Source organism: Actinomadura sp. NPDC000600, assembly GCF_040492135.1.
GTDB lineage: Bacteria > Actinomycetota > Actinomycetes > Streptosporangiales > Streptosporangiaceae > Spirillospora.
Window position 1 is genome coordinate 221,373 of record NZ_JBEUPD010000004.1, and the last position, 24,659, is coordinate 246,031.

Annotated in this window: 28 protein-coding genes; 7 read left to right on the plus strand and 21 right to left on the minus strand. The window is 72.9% G+C overall.

The window, feature by feature from the left end; genetic code table 11:
- Nucleotides 1–46: 46 nt before the first annotated feature.
- Nucleotides 47–1,294, plus strand: coding sequence for an MFS transporter (locus ABWI07_RS08185; RefSeq protein WP_353818085.1), 1,248 nt, complete (start codon nt 47–49; stop codon nt 1,292–1,294).
- On the opposite strand, the gene hypE is transcribed toward ABWI07_RS08185, so the two are convergent.
- The 16 genes from hypE to ABWI07_RS08265 form a co-directional block, all read right to left on the minus strand.
- On the minus strand, nt 1,277–2,344 hold the full coding sequence (hypE, locus tag ABWI07_RS08190; protein WP_149261027.1) for a hydrogenase expression/formation protein HypE: 1,068 nt from the start codon (nt 2,342–2,344) through the stop codon (nt 1,277–1,279). The two genes, ABWI07_RS08185 and hypE, sit on opposite strands and share 18 nt — an antisense overlap.
- Entirely contained in the window at nt 2,341–3,510 is a 1,170-nt protein-coding gene (gene hypD, locus ABWI07_RS08195) for a hydrogenase formation protein HypD (protein ID WP_353818086.1), read from the minus strand. The genes hypE and hypD overlap by 4 nt, the downstream gene beginning before the upstream one ends.
- A complete protein-coding gene (locus ABWI07_RS08200; RefSeq protein WP_149261029.1) occupies nt 3,510–3,779 on the minus strand; it encodes a HypC/HybG/HupF family hydrogenase formation chaperone in 270 nt (89 codons plus the stop codon). The genes hypD and ABWI07_RS08200 overlap by 1 nt, the downstream gene beginning before the upstream one ends.
- The gene (locus tag ABWI07_RS08205) at nt 3,779–4,447 is read right to left on the minus strand and encodes a D-sedoheptulose-7-phosphate isomerase (RefSeq protein WP_149261030.1); all 669 of its coding nucleotides are present in this window, start codon (nt 4,445–4,447) and stop codon (nt 3,779–3,781) included. The genes ABWI07_RS08200 and ABWI07_RS08205 overlap by 1 nt, the downstream gene beginning before the upstream one ends.
- 5 nt (nt 4,448–4,452) lie before the next feature.
- The gene (locus ABWI07_RS08210) at nt 4,453–4,659 is read right to left on the minus strand and encodes a HypC/HybG/HupF family hydrogenase formation chaperone (protein WP_160160995.1); all 207 of its coding nucleotides are present in this window, start codon (nt 4,657–4,659) and stop codon (nt 4,453–4,455) included.
- Nucleotides 4,656–5,252 carry a D-sedoheptulose-7-phosphate isomerase gene (locus ABWI07_RS08215; protein WP_353818087.1) on the minus strand — a complete coding sequence of 199 codons (597 nt, stop codon included), beginning with the start codon at nt 5,250–5,252 and terminating at the stop codon, nt 4,656–4,658. Before ABWI07_RS08215 ends, ABWI07_RS08210 begins: the two co-directional genes overlap by 4 nt.
- Nucleotides 5,249–5,767, minus strand: a complete 519-nt coding sequence (locus ABWI07_RS08220) for a DUF892 family protein (RefSeq protein ID WP_353818088.1) — start codon at nt 5,765–5,767, stop codon at nt 5,249–5,251. Before ABWI07_RS08220 ends, ABWI07_RS08215 begins: the two co-directional genes overlap by 4 nt.
- Nucleotides 5,768–5,790: 23 nt before the next feature.
- The gene (locus ABWI07_RS08225; RefSeq protein WP_160160996.1) at nt 5,791–5,949 is read right to left on the minus strand and encodes a DUF6893 family small protein; all 159 of its coding nucleotides are present in this window, start codon (nt 5,947–5,949) and stop codon (nt 5,791–5,793) included.
- Nucleotides 5,946–6,722 (minus strand): hydrogenase maturation protease, encoded by a 777-nt coding sequence (locus tag ABWI07_RS08230; RefSeq protein ID WP_235036995.1) that lies wholly within the window; start codon nt 6,720–6,722, stop codon nt 5,946–5,948. The genes ABWI07_RS08225 and ABWI07_RS08230 overlap by 4 nt, the downstream gene beginning before the upstream one ends.
- Nucleotides 6,719–7,711 carry a hypothetical protein gene (locus ABWI07_RS08235; protein WP_353818089.1) on the minus strand — a complete coding sequence of 331 codons (993 nt, stop codon included), beginning with the start codon at nt 7,709–7,711 and terminating at the stop codon, nt 6,719–6,721. Before ABWI07_RS08235 ends, ABWI07_RS08230 begins: the two co-directional genes overlap by 4 nt.
- Nucleotides 7,699–8,370, minus strand: a complete 672-nt coding sequence (locus ABWI07_RS08240; protein WP_353818090.1) for a DUF6084 family protein — start codon at nt 8,368–8,370, stop codon at nt 7,699–7,701. The genes ABWI07_RS08235 and ABWI07_RS08240 overlap by 13 nt, the downstream gene beginning before the upstream one ends.
- A 108-nt stretch (nt 8,371–8,478) precedes the next feature.
- Nucleotides 8,479–8,682, minus strand: coding sequence for a hypothetical protein (locus tag ABWI07_RS08245; RefSeq protein WP_149261035.1), 204 nt, complete (start codon nt 8,680–8,682; stop codon nt 8,479–8,481).
- Entirely contained in the window at nt 8,679–9,353 is a 675-nt protein-coding gene (locus ABWI07_RS08250) for a DUF5947 family protein (RefSeq protein ID WP_353818091.1), read from the minus strand. The genes ABWI07_RS08245 and ABWI07_RS08250 overlap by 4 nt, the downstream gene beginning before the upstream one ends.
- Nucleotides 9,350–9,835 carry a NifU-related iron-sulfur-binding protein gene (locus tag ABWI07_RS08255; RefSeq protein WP_149261037.1) on the minus strand — a complete coding sequence of 162 codons (486 nt, stop codon included), beginning with the start codon at nt 9,833–9,835 and terminating at the stop codon, nt 9,350–9,352. The genes ABWI07_RS08250 and ABWI07_RS08255 overlap by 4 nt, the downstream gene beginning before the upstream one ends.
- Nucleotides 9,835–11,640 carry a nickel-dependent hydrogenase large subunit gene (locus ABWI07_RS08260; protein ID WP_149261038.1) on the minus strand — a complete coding sequence of 602 codons (1,806 nt, stop codon included), beginning with the start codon at nt 11,638–11,640 and terminating at the stop codon, nt 9,835–9,837. Before ABWI07_RS08260 ends, ABWI07_RS08255 begins: the two co-directional genes overlap by 1 nt.
- A gap of 130 nt (nt 11,641–11,770) precedes the next feature.
- Nucleotides 11,771–12,820: an NADH-quinone oxidoreductase subunit B family protein gene (locus ABWI07_RS08265; RefSeq protein ID WP_149261039.1), complete on the minus strand. Its 1,050-nt coding sequence runs from the start codon at nt 12,818–12,820 to the stop codon at nt 11,771–11,773.
- A gap of 181 nt (nt 12,821–13,001) precedes the next feature.
- Between ABWI07_RS08265 and ABWI07_RS08270 the strand changes: the two genes are divergently transcribed.
- From ABWI07_RS08270 to ABWI07_RS08280, 3 genes are all read left to right on the plus strand, one after another.
- Entirely contained in the window at nt 13,002–13,340 is a 339-nt protein-coding gene (locus ABWI07_RS08270) for a hydrogenase maturation nickel metallochaperone HypA/HybF (protein WP_149261040.1), read from the plus strand.
- Nucleotides 13,333–14,139 carry a hydrogenase nickel incorporation protein HypB gene (hypB, locus tag ABWI07_RS08275; RefSeq protein WP_353818092.1) on the plus strand — a complete coding sequence of 269 codons (807 nt, stop codon included), beginning with the start codon at nt 13,333–13,335 and terminating at the stop codon, nt 14,137–14,139. The genes ABWI07_RS08270 and hypB overlap by 8 nt, the downstream gene beginning before the upstream one ends.
- A gap of 66 nt (nt 14,140–14,205) precedes the next feature.
- A complete protein-coding gene (locus ABWI07_RS08280) occupies nt 14,206–15,246 on the plus strand; it encodes an aldo/keto reductase (RefSeq protein WP_353818093.1) in 1,041 nt (346 codons plus the stop codon).
- Between the two features lie 48 nt (nt 15,247–15,294).
- On the opposite strand, the gene ABWI07_RS08285 is transcribed toward ABWI07_RS08280, so the two are convergent.
- A complete protein-coding gene (locus ABWI07_RS08285) occupies nt 15,295–17,445 on the minus strand; it encodes an acyl-CoA dehydrogenase family protein (RefSeq protein WP_353818094.1) in 2,151 nt (716 codons plus the stop codon).
- A 75-nt stretch (nt 17,446–17,520) separates the two neighbouring features.
- The gene (locus ABWI07_RS08290) at nt 17,521–18,525 is read right to left on the minus strand and encodes an oxygenase MpaB family protein (protein WP_149261044.1); all 1,005 of its coding nucleotides are present in this window, start codon (nt 18,523–18,525) and stop codon (nt 17,521–17,523) included.
- Nucleotides 18,526–18,635: 110 nt separating this feature from the next.
- Here ABWI07_RS08290 and ABWI07_RS08295 point away from each other — a divergent pair, with 110 nt between their 5' ends.
- The gene (locus tag ABWI07_RS08295; RefSeq protein ID WP_149261045.1) at nt 18,636–19,274 is read left to right on the plus strand and encodes a TetR/AcrR family transcriptional regulator; all 639 of its coding nucleotides are present in this window, start codon (nt 18,636–18,638) and stop codon (nt 19,272–19,274) included.
- A gap of 12 nt (nt 19,275–19,286) precedes the next feature.
- Here the strand turns inward: ABWI07_RS08295 and ABWI07_RS08300 are convergent, their stop codons facing one another.
- Entirely contained in the window at nt 19,287–19,670 is a 384-nt protein-coding gene (locus tag ABWI07_RS08300) for a MerR family transcriptional regulator (RefSeq protein ID WP_149261252.1), read from the minus strand.
- Between the two features lie 41 nt (nt 19,671–19,711).
- Nucleotides 19,712–20,431 (minus strand): polyamine aminopropyltransferase, encoded by a 720-nt coding sequence (locus ABWI07_RS08305; RefSeq protein WP_353818095.1) that lies wholly within the window; start codon nt 20,429–20,431, stop codon nt 19,712–19,714.
- Between the two features lie 219 nt (nt 20,432–20,650).
- Between ABWI07_RS08305 and ABWI07_RS08310 the strand changes: the two genes are divergently transcribed.
- Together ABWI07_RS08310 and ABWI07_RS08315 are read left to right on the plus strand one after the other, a co-directional pair.
- Nucleotides 20,651–22,258 (plus strand): peptide chain release factor 3, encoded by a 1,608-nt coding sequence (locus ABWI07_RS08310; RefSeq protein WP_353818096.1) that lies wholly within the window; start codon nt 20,651–20,653, stop codon nt 22,256–22,258.
- A 219-nt stretch (nt 22,259–22,477) separates the two neighbouring features.
- Nucleotides 22,478–23,980: a SulP family inorganic anion transporter gene (locus tag ABWI07_RS08315; protein WP_375708339.1), complete on the plus strand. Its 1,503-nt coding sequence runs from the start codon at nt 22,478–22,480 to the stop codon at nt 23,978–23,980.
- Nucleotides 23,981–23,998: 18 nt separating this feature from the next.
- On the opposite strand, the gene ABWI07_RS08320 is transcribed toward ABWI07_RS08315, so the two are convergent.
- A complete protein-coding gene (locus ABWI07_RS08320) occupies nt 23,999–24,610 on the minus strand; it encodes a TetR/AcrR family transcriptional regulator (protein WP_353818097.1) in 612 nt (203 codons plus the stop codon).
- Nucleotides 24,611–24,659: the final 49 nt, after the last annotated feature.

Below are 24,659 nucleotides of genomic sequence, written 5' to 3' on the forward strand. Positions count from 1 at the left end.
AAACATGTGTTGGACTCATCAATGGCTCCCTGGCGAGACTCCGGGGGTGGACAAGAACGCGCCGACAAGCGAGAACGAGAAGACGGCCGAGAGCCCGGCCGCACCCGAGGAGCGGACCCCGGCGGCCCTGCGGGCATGGCTGGGGGTCGCGGCGATCACGGCGAGCCTGTTCGCCTTCCTCACCACCGAGTTGATGCCCGTCGGCATCCTCACTCCGGTGAGCACCAGCCTGGGCGTCTCGGTCGGGGTCGCAGGGCTGATGGTCACCGTCTACGGCATCTCGGCCGGGCTGGGCGTGCCGTTCATCGTGGCGTGGACCAGGCGCGTCAACCGGCGCGTCCTGCTGTCGGCGCTGCTCGCGGTCCTGGCGGCGGGGAACCTGGTCACCGCCGTCTCCCCGAACTTTCCGCTGCTGCTGGCGACGCGGCTCGCCATGGGGTTCGCCAACGGGGTGTTCTGGGCCATCGGCGTGAGCATGGCGATGCGCCTCGTCCCGGAGCGCCACGCGAACAGGGCGGCCGCGGTGGTGATGTCCGGCATCTCGATCGCCGCGGTGGCGGGCATGCCGCTCGGGACGCTCCTCGAGGACCTCACCGGCTGGCGGACGACGTTCCTCATCTGGAGCGGCCTCAGCGCGCTGGTGCTCCTCACGGTCGCCGCCGTGATCCCGTCACTGCCGTCGCGGAACGCGGTGCCGGTCCGGGAGGTCTTCCTCCTGCCGGTCAGGAACGTGCCGCTCCGGACGGTGATGGTCACCGTCGTGCTGTTCGTGCTCGGCCACTTCGGCGCCTACACCTTCGTGCGGCCGTTCCTGGAGGGCGACGCGAACGCCTCCCCCGCGGCCATCACCGGGCTCCTGATGGCCTACGGCATCGGCGGCGCGGTCGGGAACTTCGTCGCCGGGCACACCGCGACCAGGCACCTGCGGGCCACCTTCGTCACCGCCTGCTCGGGGCTCGTGGCGTCCCTGCTGCTCCTGCTCGCGATCGGGCACTGGACGGCCGCGCCGGTCGTCCTGCTCGTCCTGTGGGGCGTGTCCTTCGGCGCCTGGCAGCTGTGCCAGGTCAACATGACGCTCGCCGCCGCGCCCGACACCTTCGAGGCCGCGATGTCGCTGAACACCATGGCCTACAACACCTCCATCGCGGTCGGTGCCCTGTTCGGCGGGCTGTTCGCCGACCATCTGGGGGTCAGGAGCGTCCTCTGGTTCGGGGCGGCGCTGACGGCGGCGTCGCTGCTCGTCACGCTCGCCGGCGTCCGCCGGGGCCGCTCCGCGTCAGCAGATGCGCGGTAGCGGGTCGCCGACGAGGAGGTCCACGATGCGGGTGCCGCCGAAGGCCGTCCGCAGCAGGACGAGGCCGGACGGGTCGTCGGTCACGCGGCCGATGACCGCGGCCTCCTCGCCGAGCGGGTGGGCCCGCAGCGCCGCCAGGGCGGCCTGCTCGCACTCGGGGGCGACCACGACCACGGCGCGGCCCTCGCACGCGACGTACATCGGGTCGATCCCGAGCAGCTCGCACGCGCCCCGGACGGCCGGCCGCACCGGGATCGCGTCCTCGTCCACCGCCACGGCCGCCCCGGCGTCCGACGCCAGCTCGTTGAGGACGGTCGCGACGCCGCCCCGGGTCGCGTCCCGCATCCGCCGGACGCCGCCCGGGCACGCGTCGGCCAGGTCGGCGAGCAGGCAGGTCAGCGGCGCGGTGTCCGACTCGACGTCGGCCTCGAAGTCGAGCTCGCCGCGGGCCAGCATGATCGTGACGCCGTGCTCCCCGATCGGCCCCGTCACCAGCACGGCGTCGCCGGGCCGGAGCTCCCCGGACAGCCGGGAGCGCACGACCCCCACGCCGCCGGTGTTGATGTAGCAGCCGTCGGCCTTCCCGCGCTCGACGACCTTGGTGTCCCCGGTGACGATGTCGACGCCCGCCGCGTCGGCCGCGCGCCGCATCGACTCGGTGATGCGGCGCAGGTCGGCGACGGGGAAGCCCTCTTCGAGGATGAACCCGGCCGACAGGTGCAGCGGGCGCGCGCCGCAGACCGCGAGGTCGTTGACGGTCCCGTTGACGGCCAGGTCGCCGATGTCGCCGCCGGGGAAGAACAGCGGCGACACGACGTAGGAGTCGGTGGTGAAGGCGAGCTCGGCGCCGTTCACCGCGAACCGCGCCGAGTCGTCCAGCCGGTCCAGGAGCGGGTTGGCGAACGCCTCCCGGAACACCGCCTCGATCAGCGTGTGGGTGGCCTTGCCGCCGGAGCCGTGCGCGAGCGTGATGGCGTCCTCGCGCAGCCTGGCCTTGCGGCCCCGCGCGCGCTCGATCCGTTCCAGCACCTGCTCCTCGCGGACGGTCATCGAACGGTCTCCCTTACCTGGCCGGGGTTCTCCGGCTGCCTCGTCCGGCCGACCTCGATGATCCGCTCGCGGGTGAAGCGGCCGAAGTTGTAGTACGCGGCGCACGCGCCCTCGGACGAGACCATGCACGTGCCGATCGGCGTCTCCGGGGTGCAGGCGGTCCCGAAGACCTTGCACTCCCACGGCCTCAGGACGCCCTTGAGCACCTCGCCGCACTGGCACGCCTTCGGGTCGGCGACCCGGCCGCCCGGGATCTCGAAGATGCGCTCGGCGTCGAAGGCGGCGTACTCCTCCTTCATCCGGAGCGCGGAGTGCGAGATGAAGCCGAGGCCGCGCCACTCGAAGTACGGCCGCAGCTCCATGACCTTGGAGATCGCGTCCAGCGCCCTGGGGTTGCCGTCCCACGGGACGACCCGGCCGTACTGGTTCTCCACCTCCGAGCGGCCCTCGGCCAGCTGGACCAGCAGCATGTGCACGGCCTGCAGGATGTCCAGCGGCTCGAACCCGGCGACGACCAGGGGCTTGCCGTAGTCGCCGGTGATGAACGAGTAGGGCCGGCAGCCGATGACGGTCGACACGTGCCCCGGGCCGAGGAAGCCGTCCAGGCGCAGGTCCGGCGAATCGAGGATCGCCTTGATCGCCGGAAGGATCGTCACGTGGTTGCAGAACACCGAGAAGTTCTCGATGCCCGCCGCCGCCGCCCGCAGCACCGTCATGGCCGTGGACGGCGCGGTCGTCTCGAACCCGATGCCCATGAACACCACGCGCCGCGACGGGTTACGCTCGGCGATCCTCAGCGCGTCCAGCGGCGAGTACACCATCCGGATGTCGGCGCCGGCGGCCTTGGCGTCCAGGAACGACCCCTTGCCGCCCGGCACCCGCATCATGTCGCCGAACGACGTCATGATGACGTCCGGCTGGGACGCGATGTGGATCGCGTCGTCCACCCGCCCCATCGGGATCACGCACACCGGGCATCCCGGCCCGTGCACTAGCGAGATGGACTCGGGCAGGTAGTCCTCCAGCCCGTGCTTGTAGATGGTGTGCGTGTGGCCGCCGCACACCTCCATGAACTTGTAGTGCCGCCCGGCCTCGCACAGCGAGGCGATCGAGGCCGCGAGCGCCCGCGCCCGCTCCGAATCCCGGTACTCGTCGACGTAGCGCATCAGTCGATCCTCGATTCCCGCAGCGCGTCGATCTCGTCGTCATAGGCCTCGCCGAGGCCCTCCAGCAGCGCCAGCGTCGCCCGCGCCTCGGCCTCGTCGATCTTGGACATGGCGAACCCGACATGGATGAGGACCCAGTCGCCCGCGGCGAGCCGCTCCCCGTCCAGCAGGGCGGTGTTCACCGCCCGCCGGACGCCGGTCACGTCCACCTTCGCCACCGGGCGGTCCGGCATGATCTCCACGATCTCGCCCGGTATCGCCAGGCACATCAGAAAGCCTCCCCCGTCGATCCCTGCTGTGCGAGTTCGTGCTGGGTCAGTTCGTGCTGGGTCAGTTCCCAGAGGGCGTGGTAGACCGTCGTCTGCGCCTCCTGGATGCGGTGCACCGACGACGAGGGCACGGTGAACAGGTGGTGCAGGCCGGGCATCTCCGCCATCTGCCCCCCGGTGTATCCGGCGAGCCCGACCGTCACCATCCCGCGCCGCTCCGCCTCCCGCAGCGCGGCGATCAGGTTGTCGGAGTTCCCGCTGGTGGACAGCGCCAGCGCGATGTCGCCGGGCCGCCCGAACGCGGCGAGCTGCCGCGCGAACACCACCTCGAACCCGATGTCGTTGGACAGCGCGGTGACGACGGCGGCGTCGGTCGTGAGCGCCAGCGCCGGCAGCGGCCGCGCGGACCCGCCCGGGTGGAGGAACAGCGCCGCGACGTCCTGCGCGTCCGTCGAGCTGCCGCCGTTCCCGAACGCGAACAGCCGGCCGCCGGAGCGGAACGCGCCCGCCATCCGCGCGGCGCAGGCCGCGAGGTCCTCGCCGTACTCCTCCAGGACGGTCTCGCGCAGCCGGACGATGTCGCCGGCCTTCTCGCGCGTCGAGCGGCGCACGTCCTCCAGCAGGGTGTCCAGCCCCGAGCCGCCCGCGTACAGGAAGGGATAGAGCATGTCGGTCACGTCGCCACGACCCCGATCGCCTCCTTGGCGTGGACGAGCACGGTGTCGCCGACACCGGCGTCCACCAGTGCCACGCTGACCCGTTCGAGCCGCCCGCCGCCGACGTCGACGTCCGCGAGACCGCCGTCGAGGAGCCGCGCGACGACGACCGGGACGGCCTCGTCCGCGCAGGTCACGCAGTGGTCGCCCGTGCATCCGGTCACGCGGTCACCTCCTGGTCGAGCACGGCCGGCTGCTCCAGGAACACGTGGACCAGCTCCCACAGCACGTGGTACGCGGTGACGTGCACCTCCTTCACGACGCGCGGGTCGTCGGACGGCACGGTGACCAGGTGGTCGACCGTCCCGGCGAGCGCTCCGGGGTCCCCGCCCGCCAGCGCGACCGTCAGCATGCCGAGCTCCCGGGCGCACTCCAGGGCGCGCCGGACGCTGCCGCAGCGGCCGTCCGGCGAGATCCCGAGCGCGATGTCGTCCGGGCCGCCGAAGCAGCGGACCTGGTGCGCGAACACGTCGTCGAACCCGGCGTCGGCGCAGACGCCGGTGAGCGTCGCGACGTCGCCGGTGAGCGACAGCGCGGGCAGCGCCCGCTTGCCGACGATCACCGGGTGCACGAACTCGACCGCGACGTGCTGCGCGTCGGTGGCGGCGGCGCCGGTCCCGAAGGTGAGCAGGCGCCCCCCGCGGTGGAACCGGGCCGCCATCGCGTGGCAGGCGGCGGCGATGGCGCCCGCCGCGTCGGCGAGCGCGGCCGCCGGCTCCGCGCGCCGCCGGAACACCTCCGCCACGGCCGCGGTCATCGCCCGCCCCCCGCGGACGGCGGGGAGTGCCCGGCGCCGCGGGCGCGCAGCGACATCTCCACGGCGATGTCCCAGCGGTCCGACAGCTCGTGCGACATCGCGTGGGCGTCCTCGCACATCGCCGCCGCGACCGCCGCCGTCTCCCGGTCCCCGGCGCGCTCGGCGAACCGGCGCAGCGTCTCGCCCGCCGCGATCTGCAGGTGGACGGCGACGTAGGCGTCCCGCATGTGCCGCACGGGGTCGCGGTGGCCGCGCCCGACCCCGGCCTCCACCACCGACGCGAGCAGCGACCCCGCGTCGCGGGCGATGCTCGGCGACGCCCCGTGCGCGTGCAGCCGCGCCTCGACCGCCCTCGTGTACGCCCGGGACCGCTCGGCGTAGTGGCCGAGCGGCCGGGAGAGGTCCGGCTCGTCCGCCGCCGCGGTCAGCATCTCGCTCAGCGCGGCCTCGGCGTGCTCCTGGAGCGCGTGCGCCTCCTTCAGCTGGCCGACGAGGCGCCGCTCGATCGACGTCATGAGCGTCCGCTCCGCGTCCCCGATCACATCGACTCGGCTTTGAGGTACCGGCGCAGCCCCGGAAGCTCCCTGACGACCAGCACGACCGCGCCGACCGCGACCAGCGCGAGCATCACCCGGGCCCCGCCCGCGCCGATGCAGAACCCCTTCTTGATCTCCACTCTCCGTCCGTTCGCCTTCATCTCCCCGCTCCCTCCTGCGCGAGTTCCTGCGTGAATTCCTCCGCGAGCAGCCGCTCGACCAGCGCGGCGGCCTCCCCGACCGCCGCCTCGACCGGCGCGCTGAGCCGCATCTCCCAGGTGGCGTCCGTGGTCCGCGCCGCCGGCTCGCACGCCACGAGCAGGATGCGCGGCGGGACCGGGCCGTTGTCCCTGGCCAGCCGCAGCACCTGCGCCGGGTCGAGGCCGTGCGCGTCCACCGCGACGCCGCCGAAGTCGTCCGGGCCGGGCTCGACCAGCGACACGGTGCCCGGCGGGTGGCCGCGCTCGGCGGCGTCGACCAGGACCGCCGCCCCGTAGCCGTCGCCGAGCGCGTACATCAGGTCGATGCCGCGGATGCCGAAGTCGACGACGTCCACGCCGGGCGGCAGCGGCCGCGTCTCCAGCCGCCGGACGACCTCCACGCCGAACCCGTCGTCGCCGTGGAACACGTTGCCGATCCCCGCGACGAGGACCCTGCGGTCCGGCGCCTCCCCGGGCAGCGGCTCGACCTCGTCCGGCCGGACGAAGAAGCGGTGCCCGAGCTGGTTGCGGGGGCCGAGGTCGCGGCCCGGGTCGTCGTCCAGCGCGACGACCAGGTGCACCCCGCCCTCCATGTCCTCCTCGACGCGCTCGACGACGGCGGTGCGCCCGACGAGCGCCAGGTCGAAGATGTCGGCGCCCCCGCGGGGACGCAGCCTGACCCGGCTCCCGGGTGCCGTCTCCCGCCCGCCCGTGCCCATCTCTCCCCCGCTCACCACACGTCCTTCCGCGGATCCCGCAACGTCCCGTGCAGCGCCAGCAGCTCACCGGACGACAGCGCGTCGCACCGCTCCAGGATCCGCCGCGCCTTCGGATCGGTCGCCGCCATCTCCCGCCGCTCGTCCTCGGTGAGGCTGAGCACGCTGAGGATCAGCAGCCGGTCGATCTCCGTCCCGTCGAACAGGTCGCCGGGGCTCTCCGGCGCCACCTGCGGCCAGTCGTAGAGGACGATCGGCGCCGCGAGCACGGTGTCGTGGCCGCCCGGCTCGCCCGCGAGCACCGGCCACAGCCCGTCCTTGCCGCACTCCGCCGCCGCCTGCGCGAGCCGCTCCGGCGGGTCGGTGAGCGAGACGAACGCGCCGCCGCCGGTGTGCGCCACGACGTGCGCGCACAGCATCCCGGCCCGCACGGCATCCTCGCGCTCGTCGGCGGCGCCGGTGTTGACGACCTCCACGCGCAGCCGCACCGCGCCGTCCCCGGCGGGCACGGCCGAGACCTCGACCCGTCCGTCCACCCGCTCCCACGACCGGACGAACCGCACGCCGCCGCCCCCGCACGGCCCCCTGCCGTTCACGGCTTCCTCTTCGCTGCCCGCCGCGACCTCGACGGGCACCTGGACGGGCGCGCGCACGAGGCGTTCGACCGCGACCGGCCCGCTGGTGAGTTCGCGTTCTCGGGCCTCCTGCCAGGTGGTGCAGATCTCGTCCCCGACGCGGATCTCGTCCACCGGGGTGTCGCCGTTCATCACCTGGCGGTGCACCGCGTGCAGGAAGCGCAGCGTGACCTCGACCTGCGCGCCGGGCCCCGCCTCCATGAGGAACTCGGCGTGGACCGTCCAGCGGTCGCTGTTCCGCTCGGCGTAGCCGCGCGGGTAGACGCCGCCGATCGTCCAGCGCTGGCGGTTCTTCAGGGCCGACCGGCGGTACGGCCAGAGGAGGTACCCCTCGTAGAGGACGGTGTCCGCGATGGCCCTTACGCGGTCCACTCTTCCTCCTCACGTCGGCTCTCGGCGTGCCGCAGCAGCTCGTCGACCGTGTCGTCGAACGAGGAGTGCGCGCGACGGGCCCGGTAGGCCGACAGGCGGCCGAAGCAGTCGTCGTCCAGGCGCAGCCAGCGGGCGGTGCCGTAGTAGCGGCCCATCAGGTCCCTCCACGCCTGGAGGGGCAGGTCGCCGGTGGCCTCGTGGTGCCACGGGATCTGCATGGTGCGCAGCTTGCCGTCCTCGCCGGGGTAGAACACCGTGCCGTTGAAGGTCAGGTCGAGCGGGACGTCGCCGCCGCCGAGCGCGTGCAGGTAGCGGTCGGCCGCCACCTGCATGTCGTGCCCGCACGGCAGCGACAGCGCCACCTCGGTCCCGCCGCGGAACGTCGGCACGGTGGTGCCGACGCGCGCCCAGGTCAGGCCGTGCAGCGACCGGTCCCACATCTCCGGCGGGCCGAACACCCCGGCGAGCCGGTCGCGCTCGGCGTCGTCGTAGCCGCGGCGCGCCGCCGCGATCGTCACCGTGGTGGTGAGCAGGACGCACTGCACGGGCCCGCCGTCCAGCCGCCGCAGCCCGACCCGCAGGCTCAGCGTCGGCGTAGCCGCGTACGCCTCCGCCTCGATCCCGAGCAGATCGAGCCCGAGCTCCGGTGTCGAACTCATGCTCCGCCTCCCCGAGGGGGGACGCCCCCCCACGCCCCCCGCTTCGCTTCGCTCATGCCCTGCTCCTTCGAGGGGGGGCGACCCCCCACGCCCCCCGGTTCGCTTCGCTCATGCCGGAGACAAATTCGGCATCGAGTCGAGGATCGGGCCGCGGGCCGCCGGGTTGATCCCCGTCGAGCGGGCCGCGGTGGACGTGCCGTCGGGCAGGTGCCCGACCTGCTTGTCGTAGTTGCCCGTCGCGTTGCCCTCGTGGACGCCCCTCGTGTGCGAGGGCTTGTCGGGCGAGACGTCGGGCTTCCCCACCTTGATCATCGTGTTCTCCTCTTCCCCTCGGTGCCTGCCTGCGCCGCCTTCCCACCGGCCGCCCTCAACTCCGCGAAGAACGCGCCGATGCGCTCCCAGACCGCGTCGCCGCCGGTGAAGCCCGTCCAGTGCTCGCGCAGCAGGGCGGTGAGCCGGTAGCAGTCGTCGATCGGGAGGATCCAGTGCTCGGCCGCGCCCCGCGCCCGGTGCACGACGAGCGCCTCCACGTCCGGGCGCAGCTCCGCCAGGACGGGGTTGGCGTCGGCCACGCGCCGCCAGTTCTCCGCGTGCACGGCCGCGCGCAGCGCGCCGGCCGGGCTCGGGTAGCGGGCGGTGACCTCGCCCAGCTCCGAGACGGAGAAGAAGGCCAGGTCGACGGGGATGCCGAGGCCCGCCCACAGCGGGCCGTCCAGCCGGAAGCCGGTCAGTTCGCGCCGCCGGTCCGGGACGAGCCGGTAGTGCCGCCCGCCCGCCGCCTGGCCGTCGAACAGCAGGGTGCACGCCCCGCACGCGCACAGCAGCTCGCCCTTGTCCAGGTCGAGCAGGTGCCGGTGCGCGCCGCGCACGGGTTCGGCGCACAGGTCGCACTGCTCCTCGGCCTCGGCCTCGGCCGCCGGCGGCGGGAGCGGCGGTGCCGAGGCCAGCGCCGCCAGCCTCGGCGTGGACAGCGCGGGCGTCATGCGCGGCTCCGCACCTGGTCCAGGGTGATCAGCACCTTCTCCGGCGCGGGCGCCTCGATCTCGACCCGCTCCAGTTCCGGCGCCGCGGCCAGGGCCGCCCGCTCCACGGCGTCCAGCACCGGGCGGGGCGCGGCGGCGCGCCCCTCGGTCGCGACCTTCAGCCGCACCGCCGCCCCGTCGATCCCGGCGAACTCCACCGACGTGCGGTGCTTGCCGAGGAACCCCTCCAGCGCGGCGAGCGCCCGCCCGACCCGCGCCTCCGGCGTCTCCGGGTGCAGGCCGTGCATGGCCAGCAGGTGGCCGACCAGCTCGTCGCCGGCGAGGGCGGAGGCGTCCGCGGTGAGCCGCACGATCCGGTCGAGGGCCTCCCCGTACAGCTCCACCAGCGCCTGGACGGCCTGGTGCGCCGCCGGGTCGAGGCCGTCGAGCAGCCCCTCCAGGCGCCGGACGTGCTCCCGCACGCGCTCGTCGTCCCAGCCCATCAGTGCTCTTCCTGGGCGCCGAACATCGGGGAGTGCCGCTTCTCGATCGTCCGGCCGTTGCCGACGTACATGTGCACGCCGCACGGCAGGCACGGGTCGAAGCTGCGGACGGTCCGCATGATGTCGATGCCCTTGAAGTCGTCCGGGCCGTTCTCCTCGAAGATCGGCTGGCCCTGGACGGCGTCCTCGTACGGGCCGGGCGTGCCGTAGGAGTCGCGCGGGCTGGCGTTCCACGGCGTCGGCGGGTACGGGTGGTAGTTGGCGATCTTGCCGTCGCGGATGACGAGGTGGTGCGACAGCACGCCGCGCACGGCCTCGTGGAACCCGCAGCCGATCGCCTCGTCCGGGACGTCGAAGTCGGTGAACACCTTCGTCCGCCCGCCCCGGACCTCGTCGAGGGCCTTCTCGGCGAAGTACAGCGCCATCCCCGCCGCGTAGGCGATGAAGTAGGCGCGGGCCCGGTCGCGCTCGATCGTGTTGGCGTACTGCGGCGGCTTCCACTCCAGGTTGACCTCCGGCATGCCGGGCGTCTTCGGCAGGTCGATCTGGACGCTGTGCCCGGTCGAGCGGACGTACGGGGTGTCCACCTCGCCGGCCAGCGCGGTCGCCCACAGCCGGGCGAGCGGCCCGCCGCCGGTGTCGAGGGCGAGGTGGTCGCCGGTCTCCGGGTGGCGCCAGCGCGGGCTCATCACCCAGCTGTACTTGCCGCCGTCGAGGTCGCGCTTCTGCGGGTTCGGCAGCGTCGTCTGGTTCCACGGGTGCCGCTGGTCGATCGGGTTGCCGAGCGGGTCCTCCTTGACGAAGGTCTCCTCGTTGACCCAGTCGTCGTAGTAGGAGCTGCCCAGCAGGATCCGCATGCCGAGGTTGATGTCGACCAGGTCCGTCGTGAGGAGCTCCCCGTCCACGACGATGCCCGGGGTGACGTAGGCGGCCCGCCCCCACTCGGACATGTGCCGGTAGTCGTAGTCGCAGACGTCCGGGTTCTGGAAGGCGCTCCAGCAGCCGAGCAGCGTCCGCCGCCGGCCGACCTGGTCGTAGCCGGGCAGCGCCTCCAGGAAGAAGTCGAAGATGTCGTCGTTCATCGCGACGGCCCGCTTGACGAAGTCGAGGCAGCGCGTCAGCCGGACGAGGTAGTCGGTGAACACCTGCGGCGTCGCGACCGTCCCCACGCCGCCCGGATACAGCGTCGACGGGTGGACGTGGCGCCCCTCCATCAGGCAGATCATCTCGCGGGTGATGCGGCTGAGCTGGAGGGCCTCCTTGTAGACCGAGCCCTCGAACGGGTTGAACGCCGTCATGATGTCGGCGATCTTGCGGAACCCGTGCACGGAGCCGCGCGGCGCGTCGGTGTTCTTCGCCGTCGCCAGCAGGCTCGGGTTCGTCTCGGCGACCATCCGCTCGCAGAAGTCGACGAAGACCAGGTTGTCCTGGAAGAGCGTGTGGTCGAACATGTACTCGGCGGCCTCGCCGAGGTTGATGATCCAGTCGGCGAGCGGCGGGGGCTTTATCCCGTACGCCATGTTCTGTGCGTAGATCGAGCAGGTCGCATGGTTGTCGCCGCAGATGCCGCAGATCCGGCTCGTGATGAAGTGCGAGTCGCGCGGGTCCTTGCCCTTCATGAACACGCTGTAGCCGCGGAAGATGGACGAGGTGCTCCGGCACTCGGCCACCTGCCCGTTCGCGAAATCGATCTTGGTGTAGATGCCGAGGTTGCCGACGATCCGGGTGATCGGGTCGAACGCCACCTCCACGAGGCCCGCCTGCGTGGCCGCCCGTTCGCCGCGCGCCGCCGTCCCCTGCTTCATGACTCGCCCCGCTTCATCGCTCGCCCCTGTTCCGCGGCCCGTCCGCCGTCCCCCGGCGCGGCCGTCCTCCGCTCGTGTCTTTCCTGGTCGGGCCGTGCCGCCGCCGGCCCGGCGGCGGCACGGCCGCCGTTCACTGGTGCGGCCAGCGGGGCTGGTAGCCGCTGGTCAGCCGCTCCCGGTTGTGGCGCCACTTCGGCTCCCGGTTCGCGCCCCTGTTGGTGATCGACCGCATCGTCCGGATGAACGGCCCGTAGGACCTCAGCAGCGTGGTGGACAGGCTCGCCCCGGGCGGCTCGTCCATGAACGGCATGAACTTGTCCGGGAAGCCCGGCATCGTGCAGCCGATGCAGATGCCGCCCACGTTGGGGCAGCCGCCGACGCCGTCCATCCAGCCGCGCTTGGTGACGTTGCAGTTCACCACCGGGCCCCAGCAGCCGATCTTGACCTGGCACTTCGGCGAGTTGTAGTCGCGCGCGAAGTCGGCCTGCTCGTAGTAGGCGGCGCGGTCGCAGCCCTCGTGGACGGTCTTGCCGAACAGCCACGTCGGCCGCAGCTTCTCGTCCAGCGGGATGACCGGCGCCAGCCCGGCCGCCTGGTGCAGCACCCAGAGCAGCGTCTCCATGAAGTTGTCCGGCTGGACCGGGCAGCCCGGCACGTTCACGATCGGCAGCCCGCCCGCGGAGCGGAAGTCCCAGCCGAGGTAGTCGGCGAGGCCCATGCATCCGGTCGGGTTGCCCGCCATCGCGTGGATGCCGCCGTAGGTCGCGCAGGTCCCGGCCGCGACGACCGCCCACGCCTTCGGCGCGAGCCGGTCGATCCACTCGTTCAGCGTGATCGGCTCGCCGGTCTCCGGGTCGTTGCCCATCGACGTCCAGTAGCCGTCCCCGTTGATGTTCTCGTTCGGGATCGAGCCCTCGACGACGAGGACGAACGGCGACAGCTCGCCGCGCGCGGCCTGGCGGAACGCCTCCATGAACTCGTCGCCGTTCTCGTAGGCCAGCACCTTGTTGTGCAGGTGGACCTTCGGCAGGCCCGGTATCGCGCCGAGGACGACGTCCTCGATGCTCGGCAGCGAGGCCGCGGTCACCGAGACCGTGTCCCCGTCGCAGCTCATTCCCTCGGACGTCCACAGAATGTGGATCTCGTCCGTCAGCGGCTCCGCCGGAGCGACGCTCGTCATCGCTTCCCCCCTCGACCGGCTGCGGTCATCACCCCATCCGGTTGCCCTGCGGGAACGGCGCGAAACACCGCCCGAAAAGCGCCTCAACCCCTTTCCTCGGTTCGGTAAACACACCGTTTGAACTGGGGAGATCGGGGCAGCAGAACGGCGGTGGGGCAATGGAAGCGGGCCGGGAGGACGCGTGCACGAATTGGCCGTCACGGAGAGCGTCATAGCGGCAATTTCCACCCAATTGCCCGATTCGCGGGTGGTGGTGGTCCACCTCGAAATAGGGAGACTTTCCGGAGTCATGCCGGACGCGGTGCGTTTCTGCTTCGAACTGGCCGGCGAAGGGACGTGCGTCGAGGGCGCGCGGCTCGACATCACCGAGCCGGAGGGCGTCGGCGACTGCACCGCCTGCGGGGCCTCGTTCCCCGCGCGCGATCCGCTCGCGGTGTGCCCGTGCGGAAGCGCCGACGTGGTGATCAGCGGCGGCGCCGACCTGACGATCAAGGCGGTGGAGGTAGCCGACGATGTGTGAGAGCTGCGGCTGCGACGGCGAGGACGCCGCGCGCCTGACGACCCTGACGGCCCCCGGGCACGTCCACGGCGACGCCGCCGGGCACGTCCACGGGCACGTCCACGATCTCGTACACGACCTGGAGGACGACCTAGGGGAGGAGGAGGGGCACGTCGTGCCGCTGGGCCGCAGGGTGCTGGCCCGCAACGACGAACTGGCCGGCCGGAACCGGGCGTGGCTGGCCGAACGCGGCATCGTCGCGCTCAACGTGATGAGCTCCCCCGGTTCGGGGAAGACCACGCTGCTGGAGCGCACGGTCGCCGACCTGAGCCGCGACCGTCCGATCTCGGTGATCGAGGGCGACCAGGAGACGCTGCTGGACGCGCGGCGCCTCACCGCGGCCGGGGCCCGGACCGTCCAGGTCAACACGGGCGCCGGCTGCCACCTCGACGCCGGGATGGTGGCCGGGGCGCTGGCCGCGCTGGCCCCGCCGGACGGCTCCACGGTGTTCGTCGAGAACGTCGGCAACCTCGTCTGCCCGGCGCTGTTCGACCTCGGCGAGCGGGCCCGCGTCGTGCTCATGTCCGTCACCGAGGGCGACGACAAGCCGCTGAAGTACCCGCACATGTTCCGCGGCGCGGACGTCCTGCTGGTCAACAAGACCGACCTGCTGCCGTACGTCGACTTCGACATGGACGCCTGCCGGGACGCGGCCCGCCGGCTGTGCCCCGGGCTGCGCGTACTGCCCGTCTCGGCGACCCGCGGCGACGGCCTGGACGCCTGGTACGACTGGCTCGCCGAGACGGCGCCCGGCGCCTGACCGCGCTTGACCTGGAGCGCGCTCCAGCACCTAGCGTTCCTCGCGTTCGCCTAACGAGGAGCACGCATGCAGTACCGCAAGCTCGGCCGTACCGGCGTCGAGGTCAGCACCCAGACCCTCGGTGCGATGATGTTCGGCGCCGTCGGCAACCCCGACCACGGCGAGTCCGAGCGGATCGTCCACCGGGCGCTGGACGCCGGCATCAACTTCATCGACACCGCCGACATGTACTCCACCGGGGAGAGCGAGGAGATCGTCGGGAAGGCCCTCAAGGGCCGCCGCGACGACGTCGTCCTCGCGACCAAGTTCTTCTTCCCGCTCGACGACGACGCGCGCAACGCCCGGGGCGGCTCGCGGCGCTACATCGTCCGCGCCGTGGAGGACAGCCTGCGCCGCCTCGGCACCGACCGCATCGACCTGTACCAGATGCACCGCCGCGACTGGGAGACCGACCTCGAGGAGACGCTCGACGCCCTGACCGACCTCGTCCGCCAGGGCAAGGTGCTGTACGTCGGGTCGTCGTCCTTCCCCGCCGACTGGATCGTCGAGGCGCAGTGGGCCGCCGAGCGCCGGGGCGGCGTCCGGTTCGTCTGCGAGCAGCCGCAGTACTCGATCTTCGCCCGGTCGATCGAGGAGTCCATGCTGCCAGCGGCGCGGCGGCACGGGATGGGCGTCATCCCGTGGAGCCCGCTCGCCGGCGGCTGGCTCACCGGCAAGTACCGGCGCGGCGAGCAGGCCCCCGAGGGCGCCCGCTTCGCCCCCTCGGACAGCCCGGTGTGGCGGGGCCGCACCGTGGACACCGACCCCAGCGCCTCGGCGCGCTACGACGCCGTGGAACGGCTCACCAAGATCGCCGAGCAGGCGGGCCTCTCGCTGACCCACCTGGCCCTCGGGTTCGTCGCCGAGCACCCGGCCATCACCTCGACGATCATCGGCCCGAAGACGATGGCGCAGCTGGAGGACCTGCTCGCCGCCGCCGACGTCCGGCTCGACGCGGCCATCCTCGACGCCATCGACGAGGTCGTCCCGCCCGGCACCGACATGGCCGGCATCAGGCACATGACCGGCAACCCGTCCCTGGAGCCGGCCCACCGCCGCCGGTCGTGAACACAGGCCCCGGCCCCGGCGTGACCGCGCCGGGGCCGGACCGCCCCGTCAGCGGATCAGCGGGTCGCGGGGCAGGCCGAGGATGCGCTCGGCGATCTGGTTGCGGGTGATCTCGGAGGTGCCGCCCGCGATGGACATGCCGCGCGACCCGAGGCGCATCAGGCCCGCGAACTGGCCGAGCCCCTCGTTGAACGCGGTCTCGGGCCCGGCGAACTCGGCGAGGAGCGCGGCGGTGGCGTGGCCGTGCTCGGCGAGGACGAGCTTGGTGATGTTCCCCTCGGGGCCCGGCTCACCGCCCGCGACGGCGCGCTCGGCCGAGCGGAGGTTGAGCAGCCGGAGGGCCTGCTCCTCGGCCGCGTACGCGCCGACCCGCTCGGCCGCCGCCGGGACGCGGTCGCCCCGCTCGGTGTAGAGCCGGAACACGTCGGGTCCGGGCGGGCCGCCGACGCCGCCGCCGATGCTGACCCGCTCGTTGCCGAGGGTGGCGCGGGCGACCGACCAGCCCTTGTTCGGCTCCCCGACGACGTCGGCGTCGGGGACGAAGACGTCGGAGAAGAACACCTCGTTGAAGTCGGAGGCGCCGGTCGTCTGGCGCAGCGGCCGGACCTCCACGCCGGGGTGGTGCATGTCGACGACGACCATCGTGACGCCGGAGTGCTTCGGCGCGTCCGGGTCGGTGCGGACGGTCGCGAAGCCCCAGCGGCAGTACTGGGCGCCGCTCGTCCACACCTTCTGGCCGTTGACGAGCCAGCCGCCGTCCACCTTGACGGCGCGGGTCTTGACGGCCGCGGCGTCCGATCCGGCGTCGGGCTCGCTGAACAGCTGGCACCAGACCTCCTCACCGGTGAGCGCCGGACGCACCCACCGGTCGATCTGGTCCTGCGTCCCGTGCTGGACGAGCGTGAGGATCACCCAGCCGGTGATGCCGAGCTGCGGGCGCTTCACGCCTGCGGCGCGGAACTCGTCCTCGATGACGAGCTGGAGCCCGGCGCTCGCCTCCACGCCCCAGGGGCGCGGCCAATGCGGCTGGACGTAGCCGGTCTCGATGAGCCTCTCGCGCTGCTCGGCCTTGGGCAGCGCGGCGATCTCCCGGGCCAGCTCGCGGACCTCCGCGCGCCGCGCCTCCGCCTCGGGCGGCAGGTCGAGGCTCGTCTCCCGGACGACCCCGGCCACCCGCAGCCGGGTCACGTCGCGCTCCGCCGCGTGCGGGTCGCCGACGGCCTCCAGCGTCGCGGCCCGGCGCAGCAGCAGGTGGGCGTCGTGCTCCCAGGTGAAGCCGATCCCGCCGTGGACCTGGATGTTCAGGCCCGCGTTGGAGGTGAAGGCGGGCAGGGCGAGCGCCGCCGCGACGGCCGCGGCCAGCTCGAACTGGTCGGCCGGACCGGACGCGGCCCGCGCCGCGTCCCACACCGCGGCCGTGGCCAGCTCCGCGGCGACGAGCATGTTCGCGCAGTGGTGCTTGACGGCCTGGAACGTCGCGATCGGCCGCCCGAACTGCCGGCGCACCTTGGCGTACGCGGTGGCCGCGTCGACGCATTCCAGCGCGCCCCCGACGGCCTCCGCGGACATCAGCGTCCGGGCGACGGCGGTCGCGTACGCGCGGGCCCCGGGGAGGACCTCCACGGCGGCGCCGTCGAGCCGGACGCGCGCGGAGCGGCGGGCCGGGTCCAGGTTCTCGGGCACCTCGACGGTGACGCCCGGTGCGTCCGCCCGCACGACCACCATGTCGTCCCCGGCGGGCAGGACGAGCAGCTCCGCGAGGCCGCCGCCCAGCACGACGCCCGCGTCCCCGGTGGCGGCGCCGCCGCTCACGGTGAGCGCCCCGTCCAGGCCGAGGGCCGCCGGGGTCGCGCCCGACGCGAGGCCGGGCAGCAGCCGGGCCCGCGGTTCCTCGTCCTCCGCCGCGGCGAGCACGGCGGACGCGATCATCGTCGGCAGCATCGGGCCCGGCGCGGCGGCGCGGCCGAGCTCCTCGGCGACCACGACGAGCTCCGGAAGGCCCGCTCCCCCGCCGCCGTGCTCCTCGGGAAGGTGCAGGCCGAGCAGCCCCAGTGCGGCGAACCCCGTCCAGAAGGCGGGCAGGGTCTCCTGCTCCGCGTCCAGCAGCGCGCGGTTCGCCGCCCGCGCCTTCTGGTCGCGCAGGAACGCGCGCGCCGTCCGTGCCAGCTCGCGGTGCTCGTCGCCGATCGCGATCGCCATGGCCCCTCCAAGTTCTGCGTCCAGAACACCAGAATGACATTCGGTTGCCGTCAGGGGCGAGGGTGGGCGCCGAAATCAGGCGATGGCCTCGACCTCTTCGCGGGACAGCTCCGGGTCGGGCGCGGCCGGCGCGGTGGAGGCGACCGGCGCCGCCGCGCCCGCCGCCACCCGGGCCCGCGCCTGGCGGAACTCCGGCAGCGGCCCGGTGGCGTCGTGCAGGGCGTTGAGGGCGACCCACAGCGTCGTCCGGCGCAGCCGCAGCGCCACCGGGTTCGGCGGCCGGTAGAGGGCGAGCTTCCGCGCCCACTCCGGCAGCATGTCGCGGGCCGCCCAGTCCATGAACGGGCTGCCGGGCTCCCACGGCTTGGCCTTGCTGTCGCGCAGGTTGGGCCCGGTCCCGAACGCCTTGATCGGGGTGAGGGCGAGGCGCGGCAGGTAGGACTCCAGGCACTCGGCGACCTCCGCCTTGGTGGCGGGAAGGTCCGTGCCGCCCAGCGCCTCGCCGACGCGGACGAACTCGCGGTAGTAGCGCTCCAGGCCGTCGCCCTTGAGGGGGCGGCGGTGGTAGCGCTCGTGCGCGGTCGCCAGCCCCCACACGACGGTGGCGTAGTTCCAGCGCAGCCAGTCGGGGTCGTCGGCGTCGTAGGGCAGCCCGTCCGGACGGGTGCCCTTCACCGTGTGGTGCATGGCGCGGACGGTCCGGGCGAGGCGCTCGGCCGTCGCGGTGGAGCCGTAGGCCGTCCCGATGAAGAACGACAGCGAGTGCCCGAGCCGCACCGCCGCGCCCTCGGGGTCGATGCCGCCGGTCGGGACGCCGTCGACGCGCTCGGGGATGCGGGAGTGGTCGTAGGCCATCCAGCTGATGCTCGGGTCCAGGCCCTCGATGTAGGCGGCCCCGACCAGCCCGAGCAGCAGGGTCGGCAGGTGCGAGTGGACGTACCAGACCGCGCTGCCGGGCCCGAACCAGCCGGGGTCGCCCTCCGGCCCGGCGAACTCCAGACCGCGGAAGAACCTGGAGCGGATATCGGTGTCGAAGGCCCGCTCGAACCGCGCCGCGATGATGTTGGTCCTCGATGGCATGCCGCAACTCCCGGCCCATTCTGGTGACAGGTGTATCCAGAGTAAGTGTTTGGGTACAACCGTGTCCAGACTTCCGGGGCGCGCGGCGGCGCGGGGGTAGGGTGACCGGCATGGCGAGCACGCGCACGGCCGCGTCCACACGGTGGGCCGGGGTCCCCGCGAGCAGGCGCCGCGACGAGCGGCGCGCCATGCTCGTCCGGGCCGCGTTCCGGCTGTTCGGCGAGGAGGGCGAGGCGGCCCTCACCGTCCGCGCCGTCTGCCGCGAGGCCGAGCTGCACACGCGCTACTTCTACGAGAACTTCCCCGACACCGGCGCGCTGCTCGCCGCCGTCTACGACCGGGAGGCCGCCTCGCTCGCCGAGGTCCTGGCCCGCGCCCTGGAGGAGGCGGGCCCACACCCGGACGTCCGCACGCGCGCGGGCATCCGCGCCGTGCTGAGCTTCATCAGCGAGGACCCCCGCCGCGGACGCGTACTGTTCGCCGAGGCGCGCGGCCACGAAGTGCTGGCCGAGCGCCGCCGCGCCGCGCAGACCGCCCTGCTGGAGGGCGTCCTCGCGATGAGCCGCACCGAGAGCCCGCGGCTCCCCGTCGTCGTCGGCGCGACGATGTTCACCGGCGCGATGACCGAGCTGGCCCAGCAGTGGGCCGACGGACGGCTGGGCGACGACCTCGACGCCGTCGTCGACAGCGCCGTCGAACTCTCCCTCGCCCTGCACGCCACGACCGCCCCCCACCTCCCCGGCGAGTGAGCCCCCGCCGGGTCAGCGGCGGTGCTTGCGCAGTTCCGACGTGAGTTCGGTGGAGAACCGCTCGGCGTCCGACAGGCGGGTGCGGAGCTTCTCGCAGCGCTCCTCGACCAGGGCGCGGTAGAGGGCGAGGCGCTTGGCGAGGTCGGCCCGCGTCGCCTCGTCGGCGTCGCCGGAGCGGAGTTCGTCCAGGACGGTCAGCAGGTCGCGCATCTCTTCGAGGGTGAAGTCGAGCGGCTTCATCCGCTTGATGACCAGCAGGCGCGCGACGTCCTCGTCCGTGTAGAGGCGGAACCCGCCCTGCGAGCGCGCCGTGGGGACCGCGAGGCCGACCTCTTCGTAGTGGCGGATGGTGCGCAGGCTCAGACCGGTCCGGTCCGCGACCTCGCCGATCTGCATCTGCCGGCCGTCCGTCGGCTTCCTCCCCACGCCGGCCCGCCTCACCGCTCGGTGCGGGCGACGTAGACGGTGTTGGCTGAAGTACCCCCTTGGATGGGGTTCGAGAACTCCACGACGTGCGCCTCCGCTTCGGCGAACACCTCACCGAGCACGGCGCTGAAGCCGTCGTCGGGGGCTTCGTTCGACCAGAGGGCAAAGATGCCGCCGGGGTGGAGCCGCTCGGCCATGCGACCCAGCGCCGGGGGCCGGTAGAACGAGGCGTGGGCCGGGTCGAGGACGTGGCTCGGCGAATGGTCGATGTCGAGCAGGATCGCGTGGAAGCGGGCTTCCGGATTGCGCGGGTCCAGCCCGTCCGAGGAAGGGGCCATGGCGAAGAAGTCACCCTGGACCAGGCGGCAGCGCTCGTCGCCCGCCAGCCGTTCGCCCAGCGGCACCAGCCCTGCCTGATGCCATTCGATGACCTCGGCAAGGGCCTCCACCACGACGAGCGAATGCACGCGGGGATCGTCCAGCGCGGCCTGGGCGGTGTAGCCGAGACCGAGCCCGCCCACGGCGACGTCGAGCGCGTCACCCGCCGCCGCCGCCAGGCCGAGGCGGGCGAGTTCGGTCTCGCCCTCCGTCCACAGGCTCGACATCAGGAAGTCGTCATCGAGTTTGATCTCGTAGACATCGACGCCGGCGGCAGGATCGCGGCGCCGCCGCAGGCTGACGGCGCCCATGGGCGTCGGACGCCAGTCGAGTTCTTCGAACCGTGCGCCCATGGGGTTCACATCCTCGTGGTCCTGCGGCGTCTGGCCGGCCGTCCGGCCGGCTCTGCGGGCGCGGCGACAGCCGGTGCAAGCCGTCTCCGCCGACCCGCCCACCTCGAACTCTAACGTAAGGTTAGATTGTTCCAGGACGGTCTCGGACGTACGAGCGGCCGTGGCGGACCGGACGCGTCCGGCCGGGCCCGGCGAGGCGGAGCACGGGAGAGGAGCGCGGTGAGCGCCGGAATCGGGACGGCGGAGGACGTCGCGGCGGAGGCGGCGCGGCGCCGGACGTTCGCGGTGATCAGTCATCCGGACGCGGGCAAGTCCACGCTGACCGAGGCCCTCGCACTGCACGCGCAGGCGATCGAGCAGGCGGGCGCGGTGCACGGCAAGGCCGGCCGGCGGGGCGTCCGGTCCGACTGGATGGACATGGAGCGCTCGCGCGGCATCTCCATCACCTCCTCGGTGCTGCGGTTCGAGTACGAGGGCGTGCTGCTGAACCTGCTCGACACCCCGGGCCACGCCGACTTCTCCGAGGACACCTACCGCGTGCTCGCCGCCGTGGACGGGGCGATCATGCTGCTGGACTCGGCCAAGGGCCTGGAGGCGCAGACGCTCAAGCTCTTCGACGTGTGCCGGCACCGCGGCATCCCCGTCATCACCTTCGTCAACAAGTGGGACCGGCCGGGCCGCGAGCCGCTGGAGCTGCTGGACGAGGTCGAGCAGCGCATCGGCCTGCGCCCGGCGCCGCTGAACTGGCCGGTCGGGATCGCCGGCGACTTCCGCGGCCTGATCGACCGCGCCGACGGCTCCTTCACCCGGTTCCGCCGCACCCCCGGCGGCGCCACCCGCGCGGCCGCCGAGCACGTCCCGGCCGACCGGGCCGCCGCCGAGGAGGGCCAGGCGTGGACGACCGCCAACGAGGAGCTGGCGCTGCTGGACGAGATCGGCGCCACCCTTGACATGGACGCCTTCGCCGCCGGCGTCTGCACCCCGGTGCTGTTCGGGGCCGCGCTGCCCAACTTCGGCGTGAGCGCGCTGCTGGACACCGTCCGCCGGCTGGCGCCCGCGCCGTCCGCGCGCACCGACTCCGAAGGCCGCGAGCGCCCGGTGTCGGCGCCGTTCTCCGGGCAGGTGTTCAAGGTGCAGGCGGGCATGGACAAGGCACACCGCGACCGGCTGGCCTTCATCCGGGTCTGCTCGGGCCGCTTCGAGCGCGGCATGACCCTCACCCACGCCCCGACCGGGCGTCCGCTGGCCACCAAGTACGCCCAGACGGTCTTCGGCCGCGACCGCTCCACCCTGGACGCCGCCTACCCCGGGGACGTGATCGGCCTGCCGAACGCCTCCGGCCTGACCGTGGGCGACACCCTGTACACCAAGACCCCCGTGGCCTTCCCGCCGATCCCGGCGTTCGCCCCCGAGCACTTCATGGTGGCGCGGGTCAAGGACAACAGCCGCGCCAAGCAGTTCCGCCGCGGCATCGACCAGATCGACAGTGAGGGCGTCGTCCAGGTGCTGCGCAGCGACCTGCGCGGCGACCAGGCCCCCGTGCTCGCCGCGGTCGGGCCGCTGCAGTTCGACGTGGTGACCGCGCGGATGGCCGACGAGTTCGGCGCGCCGGTCGAGCTGACCCGCCTCGACTACACCACCGCCCGCGTCACCGACAAGGAGTCCGCCGAGACGCTCGCCGGGCGCCGCGGCGTCGAGGTGCTCACCCGCACCCTCGACGGCTCGTACGTCGCGGTCTTCGTCGACAAGTGGCGGGTGCGCGCCATCGAACGCGAGCACCCCGACGTCACCCTCACCCCCATGCTGGCCGCCGGCGTCCTGGACTGACCCGCCCGCGAGGGGTGTGACGCTCGTCCCTGCCGGCTGCCCGGCGCCTCCCGGCGGCACCGGAAACTCTCCCCTTACGTTAGGGTAGTGAACGAGCCGCGGCCTGACCGCCCGCGCGTCCCGCGGCCTTCTCGCCGGCATCGGCGCCGGCCCCCGCCCGCACGCCGTTGTTCGTGTGCCCGCGCCGTACCGGTGCGGACGATTCATGTCTGGAGTGTTTTGAGCCTGCCTGCCGTCCTGGCACGCCATCTGAAGCCCGCTCTCACGCCTTCGCAGCCGGTCACCGCAAGGCTGCTGCGCACCGAGGCGCTGGCCGGCCTGGTGGTCGCGCTCGCGCTGATCCCCGAGGCGATCTCCTTCTCGATCATCGCCGGGGTGGACCCGCGGATCGGGCTGTTCGCCGCCTGCACGATGGCCGTCACCATCTCGGTCGTCGGCGGACGCCCCGCGATGATCTCCGCGGCCACTGGCGCGGTCGCCCTGGTCGTCGCGCCCATCGCCCGCGAGCACGGCCTGGGACACCTGTTCGCCACCGTCGTCCTCGCCGGGATCTTCCAGATCGTCCTCGGCGCGCTGGGCGTGGCCCGGCTGATGCGGTTCGTGCCGCGCAGCGTGATGGTCGGCTTCGTCAACGCCCTGGCCATCCTGATCTTCATGGCGCAGGTCCCCGAACTGCGCAACGTCCCGTGGCCCGTCTACCCGCTGGTGGCCGCCGGTCTGGCGCTGATGGTGCTGTTCCCCCGCGTCACCAAGGCCGTCCCGGCGCCGCTGGTGTCGATCGTCATCCTCACCGTCATCACCGTCGCCGCGGGCATCGCCGTGCCGACCGTCGGAGACAAGGGCGCACTGCCGTCCTCCCTGCCCACCCCCGGCATCCCCGACGTCCCCCTCACCCTGGACACCCTCACCCTCATCGCCCCCTACGCGCTGGCGTTCGCGCTGGTCGGGCTGATGGAGTCGCTGATGACCGCCAAGCTCGTCGACGACATCACCGACACCCGCTCGGGCAAGACCCGCGAGTCCATCGGACAGGGCATCGCCAACATCGTCACCGGGTTCTTCGGCGGCATGGGCGGCTGCGCGATGATCGGCCAAACCATGATCAACGTCAAGAGCGGTGCCCGGACCCGGCTGTCGACCTTCCTGGCCGGGGCGTTCCTGATGACCCTGTGCATCGCCTTCGGCCCGATCGTCTCCGACATCCCCATGGCCGCCCTGGTCGCCGTCATGGTCCTGGTCTCGGTCGGCACCTTCGACTGGCACTCGGTCCAGCCGTCCACCCTCAAGCGCATGCCGCTCGGTGAGACCATCGTCATGGCGGTCACCGTCGCCGTCGTGGTCGCCACCCACAACCTCGCCATCGGCGTGGTCGCCGGCTCGATCACCGCAATGATCGTCTTCGCCCGCCGGGTCGCGCACCTGGTCAACGTCTCCGCCGTCACCGACCCCGACGGCGGCCAGGTCGTCTACGCCGTCACCGGCGAACTGTTCTTCGCCTCCAGCAACGACCTGGTCTACCAGTTCGACTATGCCGGCGACCCCGACCGCGTCACCATCGACCTCACCGACGCCCACGTCTGGGACGCGTCCACCGTCGCCGCCCTCGACGCCGTCACCACCAAATACGAGCGGCACGGCAAGACCGTCGAGATCGTCGGCCTCAACGAGCACAGTGCCCGCATGCACGGCGCCCTCAGCGGCGAGCTCGCCGGAAGCCACTGACCGCCCGGCGCTCACGCGTCAGGGGTAGAGGGCGGCGATCGCGTTGAGGACGCGGTCACGCGCCGCCTCCGGTGCGGTGACGCCGATCAGGACGTAGTAGGCGAGGCCCTCGGCGAGCGCGACGAGATCGACGGCCGCTTCGCGGGGGTCCACCGCCACGCGGAGGAGCCCAGCCTCCCGGTCTTTGCGGAGCAGTTCGGCGACCTGGTCGTGGAAGCGCGCGTAGTCCGCCCGCATGCGCTCCGCGATCGCCTCGTCCGTGAGGGCCAGCGCGGTGAAGGACTGGCGGACGCGCATGTGCGCCCGCGTCTCGGGGTCGTAGGCGATGAGCTCGCTCAGCACGACGCTCAGCACCGTGCGCCGCTCGGCGCCTTCGAGGTCCTCGCCCACGAGCGACCTGATGCGGGCGGCGCTCAACTCGTTGCCGCGCTCGAACGCGGCCTCCACGAGCTTCTGCTTCGTGGGGAAGTAGTGCTGGACGCGTCCCGCCGACACCCCCGCCTGCGCCGCGACCTCGGTCAGCGACACGGCCGGAAGGCCGCGCTCGGCGACGACCACCAGCACCGCGTCGGCGATCTCCCGCCGCCGCACCTCGTGGCCCGCCCCCGGCCCGCGCGTCCGCCGCTCCATCGACCACTCCCGGCTTTATCGATGCGATCACATCGGATTGACCTCAGAA

Coding starts and splice junctions, on each gene's coding strand:
- hypE (WP_149261027.1), bottom strand. CDS start 2,344: ATGACCGTCCGCGAGGAGCAGGTGCTGGAACGGATCGAGCGCGCGCGG.
- hypD (WP_353818086.1), bottom strand. CDS start 3,510: ATGCGCTACGTCGACGAGTACCGGGATTCGGAGCGGGCGCGGGCGCTC.
- ABWI07_RS08200 (WP_149261029.1), bottom strand. CDS start 3,779: ATGTGCCTGGCGATACCGGGCGAGATCGTGGAGATCATGCCGGACCGC.
- ABWI07_RS08205 (WP_149261030.1), bottom strand. CDS start 4,447: ATGCTCTATCCCTTCCTGTACGCGGGCGGCTCGGGGCTGGACACCCTG.
- ABWI07_RS08215 (WP_353818087.1), bottom strand. CDS start 5,252: ATGACCGCGGCCGTGGCGGAGGTGTTCCGGCGGCGCGCGGAGCCGGCG.
- ABWI07_RS08220 (WP_353818088.1), bottom strand. CDS start 5,767: ATGACGTCGATCGAGCGGCGCCTCGTCGGCCAGCTGAAGGAGGCGCAC.
- ABWI07_RS08225 (WP_160160996.1), bottom strand. CDS start 5,949: ATGAAGGCGAACGGACGGAGAGTGGAGATCAAGAAGGGGTTCTGCATC.
- ABWI07_RS08240 (WP_353818090.1), bottom strand. CDS start 8,370: ATGAGTTCGACACCGGAGCTCGGGCTCGATCTGCTCGGGATCGAGGCG.
- ABWI07_RS08245 (WP_149261035.1), bottom strand. CDS start 8,682: ATGATCAAGGTGGGGAAGCCCGACGTCTCGCCCGACAAGCCCTCGCAC.
- ABWI07_RS08250 (WP_353818091.1), bottom strand. CDS start 9,353: ATGACGCCCGCGCTGTCCACGCCGAGGCTGGCGGCGCTGGCCTCGGCA.
- ABWI07_RS08255 (WP_149261037.1), bottom strand. CDS start 9,835: ATGGGCTGGGACGACGAGCGCGTGCGGGAGCACGTCCGGCGCCTGGAG.
- ABWI07_RS08260 (WP_149261038.1), bottom strand. CDS start 11,640: ATGAAGCAGGGGACGGCGGCGCGCGGCGAACGGGCGGCCACGCAGGCG.
- ABWI07_RS08265 (WP_149261039.1), bottom strand. CDS start 12,820: ATGACGAGCGTCGCTCCGGCGGAGCCGCTGACGGACGAGATCCACATT.
- hypB (WP_353818092.1), top strand. CDS start 13,333: ATGTGTGAGAGCTGCGGCTGCGACGGCGAGGACGCCGCGCGCCTGACG.
- ABWI07_RS08280 (WP_353818093.1), top strand. CDS start 14,206: ATGCAGTACCGCAAGCTCGGCCGTACCGGCGTCGAGGTCAGCACCCAG.
- ABWI07_RS08285 (WP_353818094.1), bottom strand. CDS start 17,445: ATGGCGATCGCGATCGGCGACGAGCACCGCGAGCTGGCACGGACGGCG.
- ABWI07_RS08290 (WP_149261044.1), bottom strand. CDS start 18,525: ATGCCATCGAGGACCAACATCATCGCGGCGCGGTTCGAGCGGGCCTTC.
- ABWI07_RS08295 (WP_149261045.1), top strand. CDS start 18,636: ATGGCGAGCACGCGCACGGCCGCGTCCACACGGTGGGCCGGGGTCCCC.
- ABWI07_RS08300 (WP_149261252.1), bottom strand. CDS start 19,670: ATGCAGATCGGCGAGGTCGCGGACCGGACCGGTCTGAGCCTGCGCACC.
- ABWI07_RS08305 (WP_353818095.1), bottom strand. CDS start 20,431: ATGGGCGCACGGTTCGAAGAACTCGACTGGCGTCCGACGCCCATGGGC.
- ABWI07_RS08320 (WP_353818097.1), bottom strand. CDS start 24,610: ATGGAGCGGCGGACGCGCGGGCCGGGGGCGGGCCACGAGGTGCGGCGG.